This window comes from Eikenella sp. NML03-A-027, assembly GCF_001648395.1.
Taxonomy (GTDB): domain Bacteria; phylum Pseudomonadota; class Gammaproteobacteria; order Burkholderiales; family Neisseriaceae; genus Eikenella; species Eikenella exigua.
In genome coordinates, this window is record NZ_LXSM01000006.1 from 68,538 (window position 1) to 83,680 (window position 15,143).

Genomic DNA, 15,143 nt, shown 5'->3' on the forward strand with positions numbered 1-15,143 from the left:
CTGAAAACCTGCTAAAAGGATTTTCAGGTAGCCTTTAATCTAACACCAAACCGTAGGTTGGATACTTGTATCCGACAAAACCGTTATGCTGGAAATATCGGATTTGAGAGTCCGACCTACGGCTTCTGCAATTTGGGGCTACCTGAAAAATCGGTGCGCCCTTCTTTCGTTTTCAGGTAGCCTGAAACAGCATGGGCTAGCTGGAATGCCGATTGCTCAAGCTCGGTCGTATCGGCCTACATTGTGCGTTGTTAATCTATAGTGGATTAAATTTAAACCAGTACAGCGTTGCCTCGCCTTGCCGTACTATCTGTACTGTCTGCGGCTTCGTCGCCTTGTCCTGATTTAAATTTAATCCACTATACTATAAAGGCTACCTGAAACTTTAGCTTCGCAGAAACTTCGCTGCGCTGAGTTTTCAGGTAGCCTTCCGTTATGCTTCAACGTTACTGGTGTAAAGCTTTGGGTTTACCAGTAATTCATCACTTTCCACCAAACGCCGCCGATAATCACGAAGACGGCGAGGTTGACCACGCTCATGATGAAGCCTGCTTTCCACCATTCGCCCAAGGTGGTGTAGCCGGAGCCGAAAATCACGGGAGAGGTACCAGTGGCGTAGTGGGTGAGGGTCATCATGATGCTGGAAGAGGAGGCCAGCAGCAGGGCGTAGAGCATGGGGGGCGCGCCCAGGGCCAGGCCGGCGGCATAGAAGGCGCTGAGCATGGCGGTGATGTGGGCGGTGGTACTGGCGAAGATGTAGTGAGCATACATATAGGCCAGAAGCAGCAGGGTTACCGCGCCAACCCAGCCCATACCCATGCCGCCGATGCCGCTTTCCAAGAGTCTGGAGAGCCAGGCAATCAGGCCGAGTTTGTTGAGGAAGGTAGCCATCATCACCAGGGCGGAGAACCAGGTAACGGTGTCCCACGCGCCTTTTTCAGTCAGGACATCCTGCCAGGTAAGCACGCCGCTGAGCAGCAGCAGGGAGAGGCCGAGGAAGGCGGTGGTAGTCGGGTTGACGGCGTAGGCTTTGCCGAAAATCATGGCTGGAATGCCTGCCCACAGCAGCAGCAGGATGGCAAAAATGCCCAACATAATTTTCTCGCCGCGGTTCATCGGGCCCAGCTTTTGCAGCTTGTCTTTGGCAAACTGAGAAGCGTTCGGGGTTTCTTTGATTTCGGGCGGGAAGAAGAGATACAGCACCAGCGGCATCAGGAACATAGCTGCCAAACCGGGCACAAGCATAGCAACAGCCCAAGTGCCCCAGCTCAGATGGATATCGGAGTTGGTGGCTTTGGCGATCAGATCCACGATCAGCGGGTTGGGCGCGGTGGCAGTGATGAACATAGCAGAGGTAATCGGGTTGCTGTGGTAGTTTACCAAGGCCAGGTATTTGCCGATGCGGTTTTGCGTACCTTTTTCCGGGTCGGAATCGAAGCTGCCCGCAATGGATTTCATAATCGGGTGGATGATGCCGCCGCCGCGCGCAGTATTACTGGGCGTTACCGGGGCGAGAATCAGCTCGGAAATGGCCAAGCTGTAACCGATGCCCAGGGTTTTCTTGCCGAACAAGGAGATAAAGTAGTAGCCGATACGCGCGCCCAGTCCGGTTTTCAAGATGCCGCGCGAAATCATGATGGAAATACCGATGAGCCAAATCAGCGGGTCGCCGAAGGAGCTTAGCGCGTCTTTAATGGCCACGGTGGCTGGGTTTTTGATCGGGTTGCCTTCTGGATCAAGCTCGGGCACGGTTACCTTGGTAATGGCCACCAGCATAATGGCGAGAATCGACAATGCGCCGATGGGCATGGCTTTGCCGATAATGGCGGCAATCACGCCCACAAACAGCGCCAACAGATGCCAGGCATTGGGGGTAACGCCCTGCGGCACGGGAATGACAAACCAAATCAACAGCGTGAGCGCAACGGCCACCGCCATTGGTATGGGTTTGAACCCGAGTTTGTTGTCCATTTCCTACTCCTTAATTCAAGTTGATGAAAGTACTGCAACCAATGAATTGTCTAGCGAATTTTAGCAGTTTTTTATGCAAATAGAAGGAATTTACTTTGCAAAAATTTATTTTGAATACAATGAACTGTTGAAATGATATGAATGCGGAGGCATCGAGGCGGCGCAAAATGGCAAAGGCTACCTGAAAATCGGTGGGGATTTTCAGGTAGCCTTTATTTGGGCTTTAGCCGTCATAGCTGCTCTTTTTTCACGGCCGCCAGGGCGCGGGTGAGGTTGTAGGCCAATACATCGTTTACCAAGCGGGGCACTTCGTCTAAGAAGGCCTGCTGCATATTCTGCACCATCAGTGCGGTTTGCCGTTGAAGCGCGGTTTTCACCATGCCAGATACGGCATCGGCCAGATGCGGACGCAGTTTTTCGGCTAGGCGTTCGAGCAGGACTTGCTCGCTCAGGCAGAGGATTTTGTGTTGCAAATTGCTGGGCAGGGCATAGGCATTGAGCAGCACCACTTTTTCGGCGGCGGCGGCCAGCGCGGCGGTACCGGGCTCGGCTTGGGCATCGTATTCGGGCTGTGCGGCGGCCTCGGTGGCAGCTTCGATTTGTTCAGCCACGTCTTGATCGGGCGTTACCGTGGGCTGTGCGCCGCCCAGCCACACGGTAGCCTGCTCGATTACGGGCTCGTCACGGCCTACGCGCAGGGAATGTTGGGCGGCCAGCCAGTCTTCTTGAAACAGGATTTGCGGGTTGTTTAGCTCGGCTTCGGAGCTGGCGGTTTGCAGGTTGTGCTGTTGCTGCCAATGTTGGAAATAGGCTTGATAGGCCTGTTTTTGTTCATCCAGATTCAGGCGGCGGTGGCGGCTGCCACTGAGCGCGCTGGGGCGCGTGTTGGTGCTGGCGGTTTGGGCGGCAGTTTCGGTCACGGGCGCGGGGGTGTGAAGCGGTACGGTGCGGGGTTCGGCAGTAGGCGTGGCAGACGGCGCAGGCGTTGGGTTGGCCTCGGCCACCAAAGTGTCGTATAGGAGGGCGGCAGAAGGGAGGCGGTTGGATTGGGCAGCGGGCGGTTGTTGTGCCTGTTTGGCCAGATGGCGGCGTTTTTGTTGCAGGCATTCCAGGCCTTTTTCCCAATCTTCGGTGTCTGATGTGGTGGATTGCGGGGTGGAGGTATCGTCGTTGAGGGTGAAAACCAGATTATCTTGCGCTTGGGTCATGGTGGTTTTTCCGAGGAGGGGTTAGCTTGGTATTGACTGTTTCAGGTAGCCTTTCATTGCTCGCCGTGAGGCTACCTGAAAACGTAACAGACGATATTATTTCATAAAATATGCTTCTGTGGGTGGCGGCTGTCCAAGCGCCGGGCTTGAGCTTATAATCCGCCCCGTTGCCCGGCAGCGTGGCCTGGGGCGGAAAGGAAGAATGTTATGGAAGAAATCAATCAGAGAATCAGCTATTTGGAAGAGAGTTGCGAGGCTTTGCGTGTGCAAAACCTGGTGTTGGGCAGCGCGCTGAAAAGCCTGCTGCGCAGTCTGCCGCCGGATATGGCGCAAGATGTGCTAGAGGCAGTACGCGCGGGGTTTGACGATGAATTGGCACGGCTGGAATATTCCGACAGCGCACAAAGCGAGCTGTTCCACGATGCAACTTATGCCTTTTTTGGCGAGAAGAATTACTGACTAAATCAGGTGTCGTGAATTAGATTTAAATCGAGATAAGGCGGCTGACCGCAGATAGTACAGTCGGGCCAATGCAGTATCGGTTTAAATTTCATTTGCTAAAATACAGGAGAAAACCATGCACACACTTTGCAAATTGCCCTTTTTCGGCGTGGCGGAGGTAAGTGGCGCGGATGCTGCCGAATTTCTGCACAGCCAGCTTTCTAACCACATTTTGGATTTGCAGCCGGGCGAGGTTTGTTTCGCCACCTACAATTCGCCGCGCGGGCGGGTGCTGGCCAATATGCTGGTGTTGCGCCGTGCCGACCGTTTCCTGCTGGTGATGGCGGCGGATTTGCTGGAAGCCACGATAAAGCGGCTGCGGATGTTTGTGCTGCGCAGCAAAACAGTGTTCCACACCGACAGTGCTTGGCAGGTGTACGGCCAAAGCAGCGCGGATACGGGCGTGGATGCCGCCGCACTCAAATTTGCTGCAGAAGAAGACGATAATGGGCTGATTACGCTGGTTTTGGCCGGCGGTAACCGCATTGTGCTCAGCCCGGCGACACTGCCCGATGCCGACTGCCCTGCCGCTGCCGAAGCCTGGCAGGCCGCTGAAATTTTGCAGGGGCGGCCGTGGATTTCGCAGCCCACCGTAGAAAGCTGTGTGGCGCAAATGCTGAATCAGCACCTGCTTGGCGGCGTGCATTTCAAAAAAGGCTGCTATCCGGGGCAGGAAATCATCGCCCGTGCCCAGTATCGCGGCCAAGTGCGGCGCGGTATGGCGGTGTGCCGCAGCGTCCAGCCTGTAGCCATTGGCAGCAAGGTGGAGGCCGATGGCGAGGAAGTGGGCATTGTTATTAACAGTGTGGCGCATGATGGGGCTTTTGTGTTGCTGGCGGTTATCAAACACGGCGCGGCAGGCAAGGCCTTGCAGGCCGGTGGGCAGGCTTTGCAAACGCTGAAGTTGTGGTTTGAAACGGAAGCGGCGGGATGAGATAGCCGCCTGCCTGATTAAAATGGAATAAGAAACAGGCTACCTGAAAATGCTACGCAGTTTCTGTGAAGCTAAAATTTCAGGTAGCCTGTTGTGTTGCTGCTTTGATTAACTACACAGCAAAAGCGTTTCAGCCAGATCGATTAAGGAGCGATTTCCCGTGTGCCGAAAGCGCCGGTGTACTCACCTTGTTTTTGGTAGGTGCCGCCCATCTCGTCGGCATGGCCGCCATAGAAGTGGCCGCTGAATTTCGCGCCAGAGTTGGCCGTGCCGCTAAAGCTGTTGCCGGAAATGATACCGTTATCCAACACAACGGCTGAGTTGTTGGTGGGGGAAAGCGTGCCGCTGATAGTGCGGTTGCCGAAATTAACATTGAAGTTGGCCGTGCCGGTTTCAATCTGGGCATTGGTTTGGTTGGACACTGGGGCGTGAACGGCATAACCGGAATAGTTAAATGTACCGCTGGTAGGCATGTCGTTGGCTGAGGTCACGATGCCTTGTGAAAACATATAGCCCTGGGCATCGGTTCCTTCGCGGACATAGCTATAGCTGGACTGAGTCATCACTTGCCCTACGCGTGCGGTGTTTCGTGCTTGCATATTGAGCAGACCGCCGGCAACTATGTTGGGAGGGATAATGTTCAGCTCTTGACCATCTACCTTCAGCACGCCAAAGTTTTGCTGGGTAAAGGACAGAGCCTGCTCGCTGATGCGCTGATAGCCGTTAGATGATAGGGTGATGGCCTTGCCGGTACGCTGATTAGCGGGAGGGGGAGGAGGATTGCCACCGCCCGGATTGGGATCGTCGGGATTGATCGGATTGTTGGGGTTACCCAATTTAGTTGGCTTGTGTGCTCATCAGGCGCAGGGCTTTCAGGTAGCCTTGCTGGCTGGTGACGAGGCCGATGAATTCGCGGTTGGCGGAGTAGATGCGCAGGGGGGTGTTTTCCGGCAGCTCCAGTGGGGCGGCAGGGGTTTGGCCGAAGCGCAGGGCGCGAATGGTTTGTTCGCTGGCGGTGTGCTGCGGCAGATGTTGCACCAATGTGTCGCAGGGCAACAGTAAGGCATCGCGCTGCTCCTCCGTGAGCGCGGTAAGGCTTTCGATGCTGTGGCTGTGTTCGATTTGGAAGCCGGCGGTGGCGGTGCGGCGCAGGGCGGTGAGGTGGGCTAGGGTGTGGGCGCTTTTGGCAATGTCTTCGGCGAGGGTACGGATGTAGGTGCCTTTGCTGCATTGCACGCTGATTTGGGTTTCGGGGAATTGGAAGCGGAGGATTTGGATGTCGTGAATATGTATGCTGCGGGGCTGGCGTTGGATATCGATGCCTTGGCGGGCGTATTGGTAGAGGGGTTTGCCTTGGTGCTTGAGGGCGGAATACATGGGAGGCAGCTGCTGCTGTGCGCCAAGGTGCTGGCGGCAGGCTACCTGAAAATCGGTTTGGCTGATTTTGGTGTTGCTGGTGGCGATGATGCTGCCTTCGGCATCGCCGGTGTCGGTGGACTGGCCGAGGCGGAGGGTGGCGATGTAGGCTTTGTTGGCATCGAGCAGGTATTGGGCGAATTTGGTGGCTTGGCCGAAGCAGACGGGGAGCAAGCCGGTGGCCAGCGGATCGAGCACGCCGGTGTGGCCGGCTTTTTCGGCATGGTAGAGGCGGCGGGCTTGCTGGAGGGCGCTGTTGCTGGATAGGCCGGTGGCTTTGTCGAGCAGGAGGACGCCGTCGAGGGGGCGTTTTTGGGGTTTCATGGCGTGGATTATTGATTGATGGTTTTGAAGTTTATTTTTTCAGGTAGCCTTTCCGCGAAGGAAGGCTACCTGAAAATATTGTGCTGTCTATTCAGCAAGCAGTTGGTCGGCCAGGCGGTACACTTCGGCGAAGTCGGGCTCGCCCACATAGGTTTTGGCGATCTGGCCGTTTTTGTCCATCAGAAAGGAAACGCAGCGGCGATGACTTGGTAGGCCTGCTGGGTTTGGCCTTGTGTGTCGTAGAGCACGGTGAAGAGCAGACGGTGGGTTTGGGCATTTTGGTTATGCAGCCGGGGCAGTAGGGAAACCAGAAGTTGATGAGGGTAACTTTGCCTTGCGGGGCGGGTTGATCCACGTTTTGGCCTTGCAGGTTTTGCAGGGCGAAGGCGGAGGCGTTTGGGGGCGAACAGGATGTAGCTGGCGGCAGCGAGCACGGCCAGCAGGAGGAAGGCGCCGAGGTATTTTTTCATGAGGCGGGTTCTGCGAGGTTGGATGGGATATGGGCGGCAATGGCTTGCTGCAGTTCGGCGGGGAAGCGGATGGCGCGGCCGGAGGTTTGGTCGATGAGCATGAAGCTGACACGGGCTTCGGCGAGGATGTGTGGACTGCCGGTTTTGCGGATGATTTGGCTGATCACGGCTTGGCGCGCATCGGCTTGGGCAAAGGCGGTCTCGATATCGAGTTGGTCGCCGAGGAGGGCGGCGCGGCGGTAGTGGATGTCGATGTGGACGATGGCCATGCCGTAGCGGCTGTTGCGGAAGAATTCGGCCAGCCTGTTGTGGTCGAAATAGTCCCAGCGGGCTTCTTCGAGAAATTCGAGATAGCGGGCGTTGTTTACGTGGCGGTATACGTCGAGGTGGTAGCCGCGTACGGTGAGGTGGGTGTGGTGTGGCATGGCAGGGATGGAAATGGCCGGCGTGCGGGCTGCCGGCCTTTGGTTTTACAGGGGTTGGAAGGGTTCGCGCTCTACTTCGCGGGCGGACAAATCGCAGAGGATGGGGGAGAGTTGGATATCGAACCATTCGGCAAAGATGTCGGGATACAAATCGGGCCATTGGCTTTCGTCTTCGCACCAGTCGGCCAGTTCGGCGGCGAAGATGGTGTCGATTTGGGGTTTGATTTCCGCCCACACTTCTTCGCCGTCATCGCAGGGGTTGGTGAGGTAGGCGTTGGCGTTGTTTTGCAGGTCTTCGAGGGTAAGGTCGTCAAGCTCGGCGCCGGGCAGGGCGGTGAGCCAGTTCCAAAACGGCTGTAGCGGCACCAGCCGGAATACGCTGCGGTTGATTTCGTACATGATGCGCTCCTTTGATGAGGCGGTGGGGGAAGGGTTTCAGGTAGCCTTTATTTTTCAGGTAGCCTTTTCTGCTTGTGGAAAGGCTACCTGAAAATCGGAAGGGCGGCAATTTTAGCGGCTGAGGATTTCTTCGTAGATGGTATTGGGGGCGGGGCGGCCGCTGTTTGTGTTGTCTGCTGGGGTGTCGGCAGCAGATGTGGTGCTATTTACTACGGAGTCGGCAGGCGGCTGTGTGGTGGTGACCGGTTCGGCGGAGGGTTGCTCAGTGGCGGCTGCGGCTTCGTTACCGGTGTTGCCGCCCTCTTCTTCAAAGCTGGGAACGTAGTCGTCTTCACTGCCGGGCAGTGTGGTGCCGATTTGTTTGGCACGGGCGGCCATGTAGGCATCGCGGATGAAGGTGTAGCGGTCGAGCGCAACTTGGTTCACGCCGTCGGTGAGGTCGAGCAGGTTGGCGCGGGTGTCGAGGGTTTTCACGCCGGTGGCGGCCCAGTAGCCGGCGCCGTTGCCGAAGGCGAGTTTTTCGGGGGAATAAACGCTGGTAATGGTATTGCCCAGTGCATCGCGCACGGTGCTGGGGCCGAGCAGAGGATAGACGAAGTAGTTGCTGTTTTTCCAGCCCCAGCTGGCGAAGGTGTCGCCGAGGGTGTTTTTGTTGTTGGGCATTTGGGCTTCGCTGGCGATGTCGATGAGGCCGCCGAAGCCGAAGGTGGTGTTGATGCCCACGCGCACGAGGTCGCTGCCGGCTTTGGAAATGTTGAGCCGCAATAGGTTGCTGCCCACGCTCACGATGTCGCGCAAGTTATTGAAAAAGTTTCCGATGCCGCTGCGCACGGGGCGGGGAGTAACGGCGCGGTAGCCGCGTGCCACGGGAGAAAGGAAGTGGCGGTCGATGCGGTCGTTTACGCCAAACATGAAGCGGTTGTAGCCTTCATAGGGGTCGTAGGCGACGCCTTCGGCCAAGGCATTGCCGGACAGGCCGATGGTCAGCAGGGTAAGGGTGAGCAGTTTTTTCATGATGTTATCCAGCCGCCTACTTCATACAGTTCGGCCAAAGCGGCCACGCCGGCGGGCAGGCCGCGGAACACCCAAGCAGCTTCGGGGCGGCTGCGTTTGGCGGTGGCCATAAGGGAAATGCAGACGGAATCGGCTTGGCTTACGCCGGAGAAATCGATTGCGGGGGAGGGGCTGTTTTTCAGGTAGCCCAGCTGTTGGCAATAGGCGTGAAACAGCGGGGCGGTTACCGTGGCAACGGTCACTTCCCCACTGAGGTACACGGTTTCATCGCGGCATTCGCTGTGCATGGACTCAGCTGCCGTTTTTGCTGCGCAGCTCTTGAATCAGGCCGTCGATGCCTTTTTGCGCGATGGTGTTGTTGAACTGGCTGCGGTACACGGTTACCAGGCTGGCGCCTTCTACGGCCACGTTATAAACGCGGTATTTGCCGCCGCTTTGGTACATGGTGTAATCCATGGTTACCGGTTTGCCGCCGGCGGGAGTGATGTCGGCGGTAACGATAATGCTGTTGCCGCGCTGAACCGCGTTCTCGCGGATAACCACGTTGGCGTTGCGGTATTGCAGCATGGTGCCGGAGTAGGTGCGGATGAGCAGGGTTTTAAACTGTTCGGTAAGCGCAGTTTTCTGCGCCGGGGTGGCGTTGCGCCAGTTGGCGCCCACAGCCAGCTCGGTCATGCGGGTAAAGTCGAAATAGGGGATGGCATAGTTTTCGGCCTGACGGCGAACTTGCACATCGTTGTTGTTTTTTGCGTTTTGCAAGATGTTCAGCACTTGGGTGCTGTTCTGCTTGAGTTGCGCCACGGCCTGCTGCGGCGTAGCGAAGGCCAGGCCGATGCTCATAATGCCAATGCTCAGGGCAGCTGTGAGTGCGGATTTTTTCATTGATGTTTTCCTTTCCCAGTGAAAAATGAAAATGTTGTAGTGTGTTTATTGTGTTGCGCCGTTTTTTTCTACGGTGTTGGTCATAAATTTGCCGATTAACTGCTCCAGCACCAAAGCGGAGCTGGTAATTTCAATGGTGTCGCCGTTTTTCAGCTCGGTTTCCTCCGCGCCCTGCTGCAGGCCGATGTATTGCTCGCCCAGCAGGCCGGAAGTGAGAATTTCGGCGGAAACGTCGGTGCTGAAACGGTATTGGCTGTCGATATTCAGGCTTACATTGGCTCGGTAGGTTTTCGGGTCGAGCTGGATGGAGGATACCCTACCCACCACTACGCCGGAAGCCTTCACCGGGGCTTTTACTTTCAAACCGCCGATGTCGGTAAAGCTAGCGGAAACAGTGTAGGACGACTGGCGGGAAACCGTTTGCCCGCCGGCTACGCGTAGTGATAAAAATACCACAGCGGCAATGCCTAAGGCCACAAAAACGCCGACCCAAAGTTCTAAAGTGCTTCTTTTCATAATCCGGTTATCCGATAAATATGATGGCGGTTAAAACAAAATCCAAGGCCAAAACGGTGAGTGCGCTGCTCACCACGGTGCGGGTGCTGGCACGCAGGATGCCTTCCGGCGTGCTGCGGCAGTGGAAGCCTTGATATACGGCAATCAGAGAAATAGCCACGCCGAACACCACCGATTTAATCAACCCGTTCACCACATCGTAGCCCACATCAATATTCGCCTGCATCTGCGACCAGAAAATGCCGCCATCTAAGCCCAAATAGCGCACGCCGATAAGATAGGCACCGTAAATGCCGGCCACATTGCAGATAGAAGCCAACAGTGGCATGGAAATCACGCCTGCCCAAAAACGCGGCACCACCACGCGGGCAACGGGATCGACCGCCATTACCTTCATCGCCTCCAGCTGCTCGGTGGTTTTCATCAGGCCGATTTCGCTGGTCATCGCGCCGCCGGCGCTGCTGGCGAACAGAATGCCGGCCAGTACCGGCCCCAGTTCGCGCAACAGCGATGCAGCCACCATATAGCCCAAAATATCGGCCGATTTGAATTTAGCCAGCTGGGTGTAGCCCTGCAAACCCAATACCATGCCCACGAACAGCCCTGATACGGCAATGATAATGATGGAGAGCACGCCGGTAAAATACATTTGGCGGATGCCCAGCCGCAGGCGCAGCAGCAACGTGCCGGAGCGTGCCAGCACGGCAAACAGGAATAGGGTGGTTTTGCCTAGCTCCTGCAGAAAATCCAGCGTTTTCGCGCCTAGGGTTCGGAAAAAATTCATAATTTTAGCTATTGAGCAAAACTTGTTGTATGCCGCGTTCAGCCGGATAGCGGAAGGCGACCGGGCCATTGGGCAGGCCGTTGATAAATTGGGTAATCCACGGCGAATCGAGGCTGCGCATTTCTTCTGGGCTACCTGAAAACAGGATTTCGCCGTGGGCAAGGAAAATCACTTGGTCGGCAATTTGCAGCGAGCGTGGCACATCGTGTGTAACCATCATGCTGGTGGAGCGCAGGGCACGGTTGATTTTGCTGATCAAGTCGGCAATTACGCCCAGAGAAATCGGGTCGAGGCCGGTGAATGGCTCGTCATACAGCATCAACGCGGGGTCGAGGGCAATGGTACGCGCCAAGGCAACGCGGCGGGACATGCCGCCGGATAGCTCGTCCGGCATCAGGTTTTCCGTGCCGTGCAGGCCGACGGCGCTGAGCTTCAGGTGCACTAAGTCGCGGATGATTTCTTCGGGCAAGTCGGTTTGCTCGCGCAGCGGGAAAGCCACGTTTTCATATACGGATAAATCGGTAAACAGTGCGCCGAATTGGAACAGTACGCCCATATTGCGCCGATGTTGGTGCAACTCTTTGGCGTTGAATGCGGCAAGGTCGCGGCCGTTAATCAGCACGCGGCCGGAAGTGGGCGCAATTTGGCCGGTAATCAGGCGCAGCAGGGTGGTCTTACCACTGCCGGAACCACCCATCACGGCGGCAAACGTGCCTTGGGCTACCTGAAAACTGACGTTGTTCAGGATGGGGCGTTCGCCATAGGCAAAGGCGACGTTTTGCATTTCGATGAAGGGTGTGGCCATAGGTGGCAGAGGTTAGGTTTACATACAAGGGTGTCGATTATAGGGAAAAAGCACACTGGGTTCAATGATTTTGCCAATGGTGAGGCTGAGTGCTGGCTGGAAGTGTTGTAGATTTTTTCAGGTAGTCTTTGTGTGCAGGGAAGTGTTTTTATATCATGTGGATAGATTGAACTGAAGGCTACCTGAAAGTTTTAAGACTGCTGCATGAGTGGCAGATTTTCAGGTAGCCTTTGTGCCTGATAGTGTGCGGCTATGATGGCGCGCGGTGGTGTTGCCAGTGTTTGGCCATATCGAGGGCGGTTTGAATGGCGGTGAGCAGGCTGCCGTGGTCGGCGCGGCCGGTACCGGCTAGGTCGAGAGCAGTGCCGTGATCGACTGAAGTGCGGATGAAGGGTAGGCCAAGGGTGATATTCACGCCTTGACCGAAGGAGGCATATTTGAGTACGGGCAGGCCTTGGTCGTGATACATGGCAAGCACGGCGTCGGCATCTTTGAGCAGGAAAGGCTGGAATAGGGTGTCGGCGGGGAAGGGGCCGCGTACATCGAGGCCTTGCTCGCGCAGGGATTGTAATTCGGGTTCAATGATTTGGATTTCTTCCCAGCCAAGATGACCTTGTTCGCCGGCATGGGGGTTGAGCCCGGCCACGAGGATGGTGGGCTTAGTGATGCCGAATTTAGTTTTCAGGTCGGTGTGTAAAATGTGCAACACGGAGTGCAACAGTGGGCGGGTGATGGCGGCGGGGATGTCTTTGAGGGGGAGGTGAGTGGTGGCGAGGGCAACGCGTAGGCCGTTGCCGGCCAGCATCATGACGACTTGTTCGGTATGGCTGATGGCAGCGAGGTATTCGGTGTGGCCGCTGAAGAGGATGCCGGCGTCGTTGATGATGCCTTTGTGCAACGGGGCGGTTACCATGCCGGCAAATTCACCTTGGCAGATGCTGCTATAGGCACGATCAAGCAGGGAGAGTACGTAGCGGGCATTGGCGGAGTTGAGTTGGCCGGTGTGGCAGGGGGCGGAGAGGGGAATGTGTAAAACTTCCAGTGTGCCAGGGGCGGGCGGATGGTTGGGATGATAATCGGCAAGGGGGGTGTTGTAGCCGAGTTGCTGGGCACGTTCGGTGAGGAGTTGTTTGTCGGCTAAGACAACGCAGCGACAGGGTAAAGTCTGCTGAGCTAAAGTAAGACAGATATCGGGGCCTATGCCGGCAGGCTCGCCGGAGGTGATGGCTAGGATAGGTGTGACGGGCATGGTGAGGCTACCTGAAAACTAAAGATGGCAGGATTATAGCAGTTGGTAGCTAAGCAGATTTTTGATGTGGATAATACTTGTGTGCGGAATAAGGGTGTTAGCCAGGATAATTTAATTTAGGCAAAATAAAAGGATGCTACCTGAAGTAGCATCCTGAAATTAGGCTAGCCGTTGATTATTCGTCGGCACCAGTGTAGGGGCGAACGTTAACGGTTTTACGGTTGTGTACGCCTTTTACGGTAAATTCTACGTAGCCGTCCACTTTGGCAAACAGGGTATGGTCTTTACCCATACCTACGTTGTTGCCTGCATGAAACTTGGTGCCACGCTGGCGAACGATGATGGAACCGGCAGGAATCAGCTCGTTGCCGTAGGCTTTTACGCCCAAGCGTTTGGCTTCTGAATCGCGGCCGTTGCGGGTGCTGCCGCCTGCTTTTTTACTTGCCATGTTTGATACTCCTGAATTAGGTTAAAAACTTAGGCGATGGCCACGATTTCAATTTGGGTGAAATTTTGGCGGTGGCCTTGGCGTTTCTGATAGTGTTTACGGCGACGCATTTTGAAAATGCGGATTTTTTCGCCACGGCCATGAGCTACTACCTTGGCTGTTACTTTTGCGCCTTCAATAAAAGGTGCGCCTACTTTTACAGACTCGCCGTCAGCAATCATCAAAACTTCAGTCAGTTCGATTTGGCTGTCGAGTTCGGCAGGTATCTGTTCTACTTTCAATTTTTCGCCAACAGCAACTTTGTATTGTTTGCCGCCGGTTTTTATGACCGCGTACATACTCAACTCCATGTGGGGGTATTATCAAAGATTTAATTTTTATCTAGTGTCCGATTAATGTCTGGAACACAAGAACTACGTATTCTATTGCATCTGTGGTTATCTTGTCAAAAGGTTATTTTCCTTTTGTAGTCTGATGGCTGTGTTGTTGTTGGTAAAGAACGGGTCAAAAGGTATTTGACAAAATATTTTGGTAGGCGTATAGTCCGCATCTTCGCTGTTCCTTACGGCACGGTTTTGTTGTCAGTTTTGAAGCCGCGCGCGATAAATATCCCCACTTCGGCGCGATAAATCAGTCCTGATATTATTGCACCCTGTGCAACAACGTTACAAATCCCACCTTACTTGGTGGGATTTTTTACATCAAGCTGACTCCGCCTACTCTATGTTGATGGGGTAGTTGGCAATCAACAGCTCGTCAGCCTCGGTAGTAATCTCCTTATTGATGCTGTAGCGCAGGCTGACCTCTTTAAACTGGAAGCCGGTGAAGATCTCCCTAATGGCCGGCACGTCGTTAATCGACAGCAGGAAGCGCCCTTTGATGTGGCGTAGCTGCTCGGCCAGCCGTTCGAAATCTGCCTTAGCGAAGATGCCTTTGCCGTACATCGTCTCACAGTCCCAATACGGCGGGTCGATGTAGAAGAAGGTGCCGGGCTTGTCGTAGCGGGCGATGAAGTCGTCGTAATTGAGCCGCTCCAGCATCACACCCTGCAGGCGGCGGTGGCTGTGTTGCAGCTCCTCGGCCAACCGGTCGGCGCGGAACTTGGGCGGGCGGGTGCTGGTGGCAGCGCAGCAGAACTCGGCTACCTTCCCGCCGAAACCCATGCGGTGCAGATAGAGGAAGCGCACCGCACGCTGGATGTCGGTTAGGGTGGAGGGATTGCAATGCTGCAGCCGGCAATACTCATCGCGGCTGGGCAACAGGTATTCGGCCTGCCGCAGCAGTTCTGGCAGGTGGTTTTGGACACACCTATATAAATTGATGACATCGGCATTGATGTCGTTGATGGCCTCCACTTTGGATGGCGGCTTTTTGAACAGCACCCATGCCGCACCGCCGAACACTTCGGCGTAGCAGGTATGGTCTGACGGGATTAACGGAATGATGGTACCGGCCAGGCGGTATTTGCCGCCCAGCCAGCCCCTAAGCGGACTGACGGGATGGATGTTGCCCATGATGCTTGCTCCTTGAAGTTTGGCGCTCGCGGGCACTCCGGGTTGTTAAAGAACCAAATTGGTTGACCGCCTTGCAGCGCGGGCATTTGATTTCCAATTGCCCCTCGCCTTTGGCCAACAGCTTATTGCAGTTTTTGCAACGATATTGCATTTTTGCAGCTCCCGCATTACCGGTATGTTAGAATCCGCCCGCCTCTAGAGGTGGCGGCCTTGGGTCATGCAGGCTCGCTCTGCGTGGCTGGCGCGGTTTGGTGGGCAAACACCGGCCGCGCCGCCGTCTTAC

The 15,143-nt window shown here is 55.6% G+C and carries 20 protein-coding genes; 2 read left to right on the top strand and 18 right to left on the bottom strand.

What is annotated here, in order from left to right:
• Positions 1–468: 468 nt before the first annotated feature.
• Complete coding sequence (locus A7P96_RS03040; protein WP_067524649.1) at positions 469–1,971, bottom strand: DASS family sodium-coupled anion symporter; 1,503 nt, start codon at positions 1,969–1,971, stop codon at positions 469–471.
• A 230-nt stretch (positions 1,972–2,201) separates the two neighbouring features.
• The gene (locus A7P96_RS03045; protein ID WP_067524651.1) at positions 2,202–3,179 is read right to left on the bottom strand and encodes a hypothetical protein; all 978 of its coding nucleotides are present in this window, start codon (positions 3,177–3,179) and stop codon (positions 2,202–2,204) included.
• A gap of 207 nt (positions 3,180–3,386) precedes the next feature.
• Between A7P96_RS03045 and A7P96_RS03050 the strand changes: the two genes are divergently transcribed.
• Both A7P96_RS03050 and A7P96_RS03055 read left to right on the top strand, forming a co-directional pair.
• Positions 3,387–3,638 carry a hypothetical protein gene (locus tag A7P96_RS03050; protein WP_049257693.1) on the top strand — a complete coding sequence of 84 codons (252 nt, stop codon included), beginning with the start codon at positions 3,387–3,389 and terminating at the stop codon, positions 3,636–3,638.
• A gap of 118 nt (positions 3,639–3,756) precedes the next feature.
• Positions 3,757–4,614 carry a folate-binding protein YgfZ gene (locus A7P96_RS03055; protein ID WP_067524653.1) on the top strand — a complete coding sequence of 286 codons (858 nt, stop codon included), beginning with the start codon at positions 3,757–3,759 and terminating at the stop codon, positions 4,612–4,614.
• 143 nt (positions 4,615–4,757) lie between these two features.
• Here A7P96_RS03055 and A7P96_RS03060 read toward each other — a convergent pair whose 3' ends face one another.
• The 16 genes from A7P96_RS03060 to A7P96_RS10180 form a co-directional block, all read right to left on the bottom strand.
• Complete coding sequence (locus tag A7P96_RS03060; RefSeq protein WP_067524655.1) at positions 4,758–5,450, bottom strand: Slam-dependent surface lipoprotein; 693 nt, start codon at positions 5,448–5,450, stop codon at positions 4,758–4,760.
• Between the two features lies 1 nt (position 5,451).
• Entirely contained in the window at positions 5,452–6,354 is a 903-nt protein-coding gene (gene truB / locus A7P96_RS03065; RefSeq protein ID WP_067524657.1) for a tRNA pseudouridine(55) synthase TruB, read from the bottom strand.
• A 179-nt stretch (positions 6,355–6,533) separates the two neighbouring features.
• Complete coding sequence (locus tag A7P96_RS03070) at positions 6,534–6,824, bottom strand: hypothetical protein (RefSeq protein WP_067524658.1); 291 nt, start codon at positions 6,822–6,824, stop codon at positions 6,534–6,536.
• Positions 6,821–7,249: a thioesterase family protein gene (locus tag A7P96_RS03075; protein WP_067524660.1), complete on the bottom strand. Its 429-nt coding sequence runs from the start codon at positions 7,247–7,249 to the stop codon at positions 6,821–6,823. Before A7P96_RS03075 ends, A7P96_RS03070 begins: the two co-directional genes overlap by 4 nt.
• A gap of 45 nt (positions 7,250–7,294) precedes the next feature.
• Positions 7,295–7,648: a VacJ gene (locus A7P96_RS03080; protein ID WP_067524662.1), complete on the bottom strand. Its 354-nt coding sequence runs from the start codon at positions 7,646–7,648 to the stop codon at positions 7,295–7,297.
• A 111-nt stretch (positions 7,649–7,759) separates the two neighbouring features.
• Complete coding sequence (locus tag A7P96_RS03085) at positions 7,760–8,662, bottom strand: VacJ family lipoprotein (RefSeq protein WP_067524663.1); 903 nt, start codon at positions 8,660–8,662, stop codon at positions 7,760–7,762.
• Positions 8,659–8,949, bottom strand: coding sequence for a lipid asymmetry maintenance protein MlaB (locus tag A7P96_RS03090; protein ID WP_067524665.1), 291 nt, complete (start codon positions 8,947–8,949; stop codon positions 8,659–8,661). The genes A7P96_RS03085 and A7P96_RS03090 overlap by 4 nt, the downstream gene beginning before the upstream one ends.
• A gap of 4 nt (positions 8,950–8,953) precedes the next feature.
• Positions 8,954–9,544 carry a phospholipid-binding protein MlaC gene (locus tag A7P96_RS03095; protein ID WP_023887831.1) on the bottom strand — a complete coding sequence of 197 codons (591 nt, stop codon included), beginning with the start codon at positions 9,542–9,544 and terminating at the stop codon, positions 8,954–8,956.
• Between the two features lie 45 nt (positions 9,545–9,589).
• Positions 9,590–10,060 (bottom strand): outer membrane lipid asymmetry maintenance protein MlaD, encoded by a 471-nt coding sequence (mlaD, locus tag A7P96_RS03100; RefSeq protein ID WP_023887832.1) that lies wholly within the window; start codon positions 10,058–10,060, stop codon positions 9,590–9,592.
• A 7-nt stretch (positions 10,061–10,067) separates the two neighbouring features.
• Positions 10,068–10,844, bottom strand: coding sequence for a lipid asymmetry maintenance ABC transporter permease subunit MlaE (gene mlaE / locus A7P96_RS03105; protein ID WP_067524667.1), 777 nt, complete (start codon positions 10,842–10,844; stop codon positions 10,068–10,070).
• 4 nt (positions 10,845–10,848) lie between these two features.
• Positions 10,849–11,649: an ABC transporter ATP-binding protein gene (locus tag A7P96_RS03110; protein ID WP_067524668.1), complete on the bottom strand. Its 801-nt coding sequence runs from the start codon at positions 11,647–11,649 to the stop codon at positions 10,849–10,851.
• Positions 11,650–11,899: 250 nt separating this feature from the next.
• The gene (gene pdxA / locus A7P96_RS03115) at positions 11,900–12,898 is read right to left on the bottom strand and encodes a 4-hydroxythreonine-4-phosphate dehydrogenase PdxA (protein ID WP_067524669.1); all 999 of its coding nucleotides are present in this window, start codon (positions 12,896–12,898) and stop codon (positions 11,900–11,902) included.
• Between the two features lie 175 nt (positions 12,899–13,073).
• Positions 13,074–13,346: a 50S ribosomal protein L27 gene (rpmA, locus tag A7P96_RS03120; RefSeq protein WP_023887836.1), complete on the bottom strand. Its 273-nt coding sequence runs from the start codon at positions 13,344–13,346 to the stop codon at positions 13,074–13,076.
• 29 nt (positions 13,347–13,375) lie between these two features.
• Positions 13,376–13,684 (bottom strand): 50S ribosomal protein L21, encoded by a 309-nt coding sequence (rplU, locus tag A7P96_RS03125; RefSeq protein WP_023887837.1) that lies wholly within the window; start codon positions 13,682–13,684, stop codon positions 13,376–13,378.
• Positions 13,685–14,062: 378 nt separating this feature from the next.
• Positions 14,063–14,860 carry a DNA adenine methylase gene (locus A7P96_RS03130; RefSeq protein WP_067524670.1) on the bottom strand — a complete coding sequence of 266 codons (798 nt, stop codon included), beginning with the start codon at positions 14,858–14,860 and terminating at the stop codon, positions 14,063–14,065.
• Entirely contained in the window at positions 14,829–15,011 is a 183-nt protein-coding gene (locus tag A7P96_RS10180) for a Com family DNA-binding transcriptional regulator (RefSeq protein ID WP_080674534.1), read from the bottom strand. The genes A7P96_RS03130 and A7P96_RS10180 overlap by 32 nt, the downstream gene beginning before the upstream one ends.
• Positions 15,012–15,143: the final 132 nt, after the last annotated feature.

Bases quoted from the DNA above. Each gene is read 5' to 3' on its own strand.
- A7P96_RS03050 (WP_049257693.1), top strand. From the start codon at position 3,387: ATGGAAGAAATCAATCAGAGAATCAGCTATTTGGAAGAGAGTTGCGAG.
- A7P96_RS03090 (WP_067524665.1), bottom strand. From the start codon at position 8,949: ATGCACAGCGAATGCCGCGATGAAACCGTGTACCTCAGTGGGGAAGTG.
- A7P96_RS03085 (WP_067524663.1), bottom strand. From the start codon at position 8,662: ATGAAAAAACTGCTCACCCTTACCCTGCTGACCATCGGCCTGTCCGGC.
- A7P96_RS03040 (WP_067524649.1), bottom strand. From the start codon at position 1,971: ATGGACAACAAACTCGGGTTCAAACCCATACCAATGGCGGTGGCCGTT.
- A7P96_RS03055 (WP_067524653.1), top strand. From the start codon at position 3,757: ATGCACACACTTTGCAAATTGCCCTTTTTCGGCGTGGCGGAGGTAAGT.
- pdxA (WP_067524669.1), bottom strand. From the start codon at position 12,898: ATGCCCGTCACACCTATCCTAGCCATCACCTCCGGCGAGCCTGCCGGC.
- A7P96_RS03130 (WP_067524670.1), bottom strand. From the start codon at position 14,860: ATGGGCAACATCCATCCCGTCAGTCCGCTTAGGGGCTGGCTGGGCGGC.
- rpmA (WP_023887836.1), bottom strand. From the start codon at position 13,346: ATGGCAAGTAAAAAAGCAGGCGGCAGCACCCGCAACGGCCGCGATTCA.
- A7P96_RS03095 (WP_023887831.1), bottom strand. From the start codon at position 9,544: ATGAAAAAATCCGCACTCACAGCTGCCCTGAGCATTGGCATTATGAGC.
- A7P96_RS10180 (WP_080674534.1), bottom strand. From the start codon at position 15,011: ATGCAATATCGTTGCAAAAACTGCAATAAGCTGTTGGCCAAAGGCGAG.
- A7P96_RS03045 (WP_067524651.1), bottom strand. From the start codon at position 3,179: ATGACCCAAGCGCAAGATAATCTGGTTTTCACCCTCAACGACGATACC.
- A7P96_RS03110 (WP_067524668.1), bottom strand. From the start codon at position 11,649: ATGGCCACACCCTTCATCGAAATGCAAAACGTCGCCTTTGCCTATGGC.
- A7P96_RS03070 (WP_067524658.1), bottom strand. From the start codon at position 6,824: ATGAAAAAATACCTCGGCGCCTTCCTCCTGCTGGCCGTGCTCGCTGCC.
- A7P96_RS03075 (WP_067524660.1), bottom strand. From the start codon at position 7,249: ATGCCACACCACACCCACCTCACCGTACGCGGCTACCACCTCGACGTA.
- A7P96_RS03080 (WP_067524662.1), bottom strand. From the start codon at position 7,648: ATGTACGAAATCAACCGCAGCGTATTCCGGCTGGTGCCGCTACAGCCG.
- mlaE (WP_067524667.1), bottom strand. From the start codon at position 10,844: ATGAATTTTTTCCGAACCCTAGGCGCGAAAACGCTGGATTTTCTGCAG.
- rplU (WP_023887837.1), bottom strand. From the start codon at position 13,684: ATGTACGCGGTCATAAAAACCGGCGGCAAACAATACAAAGTTGCTGTT.
- truB (WP_067524657.1), bottom strand. From the start codon at position 6,354: ATGAAACCCCAAAAACGCCCCCTCGACGGCGTCCTCCTGCTCGACAAA.
- mlaD (WP_023887832.1), bottom strand. From the start codon at position 10,060: ATGAAAAGAAGCACTTTAGAACTTTGGGTCGGCGTTTTTGTGGCCTTA.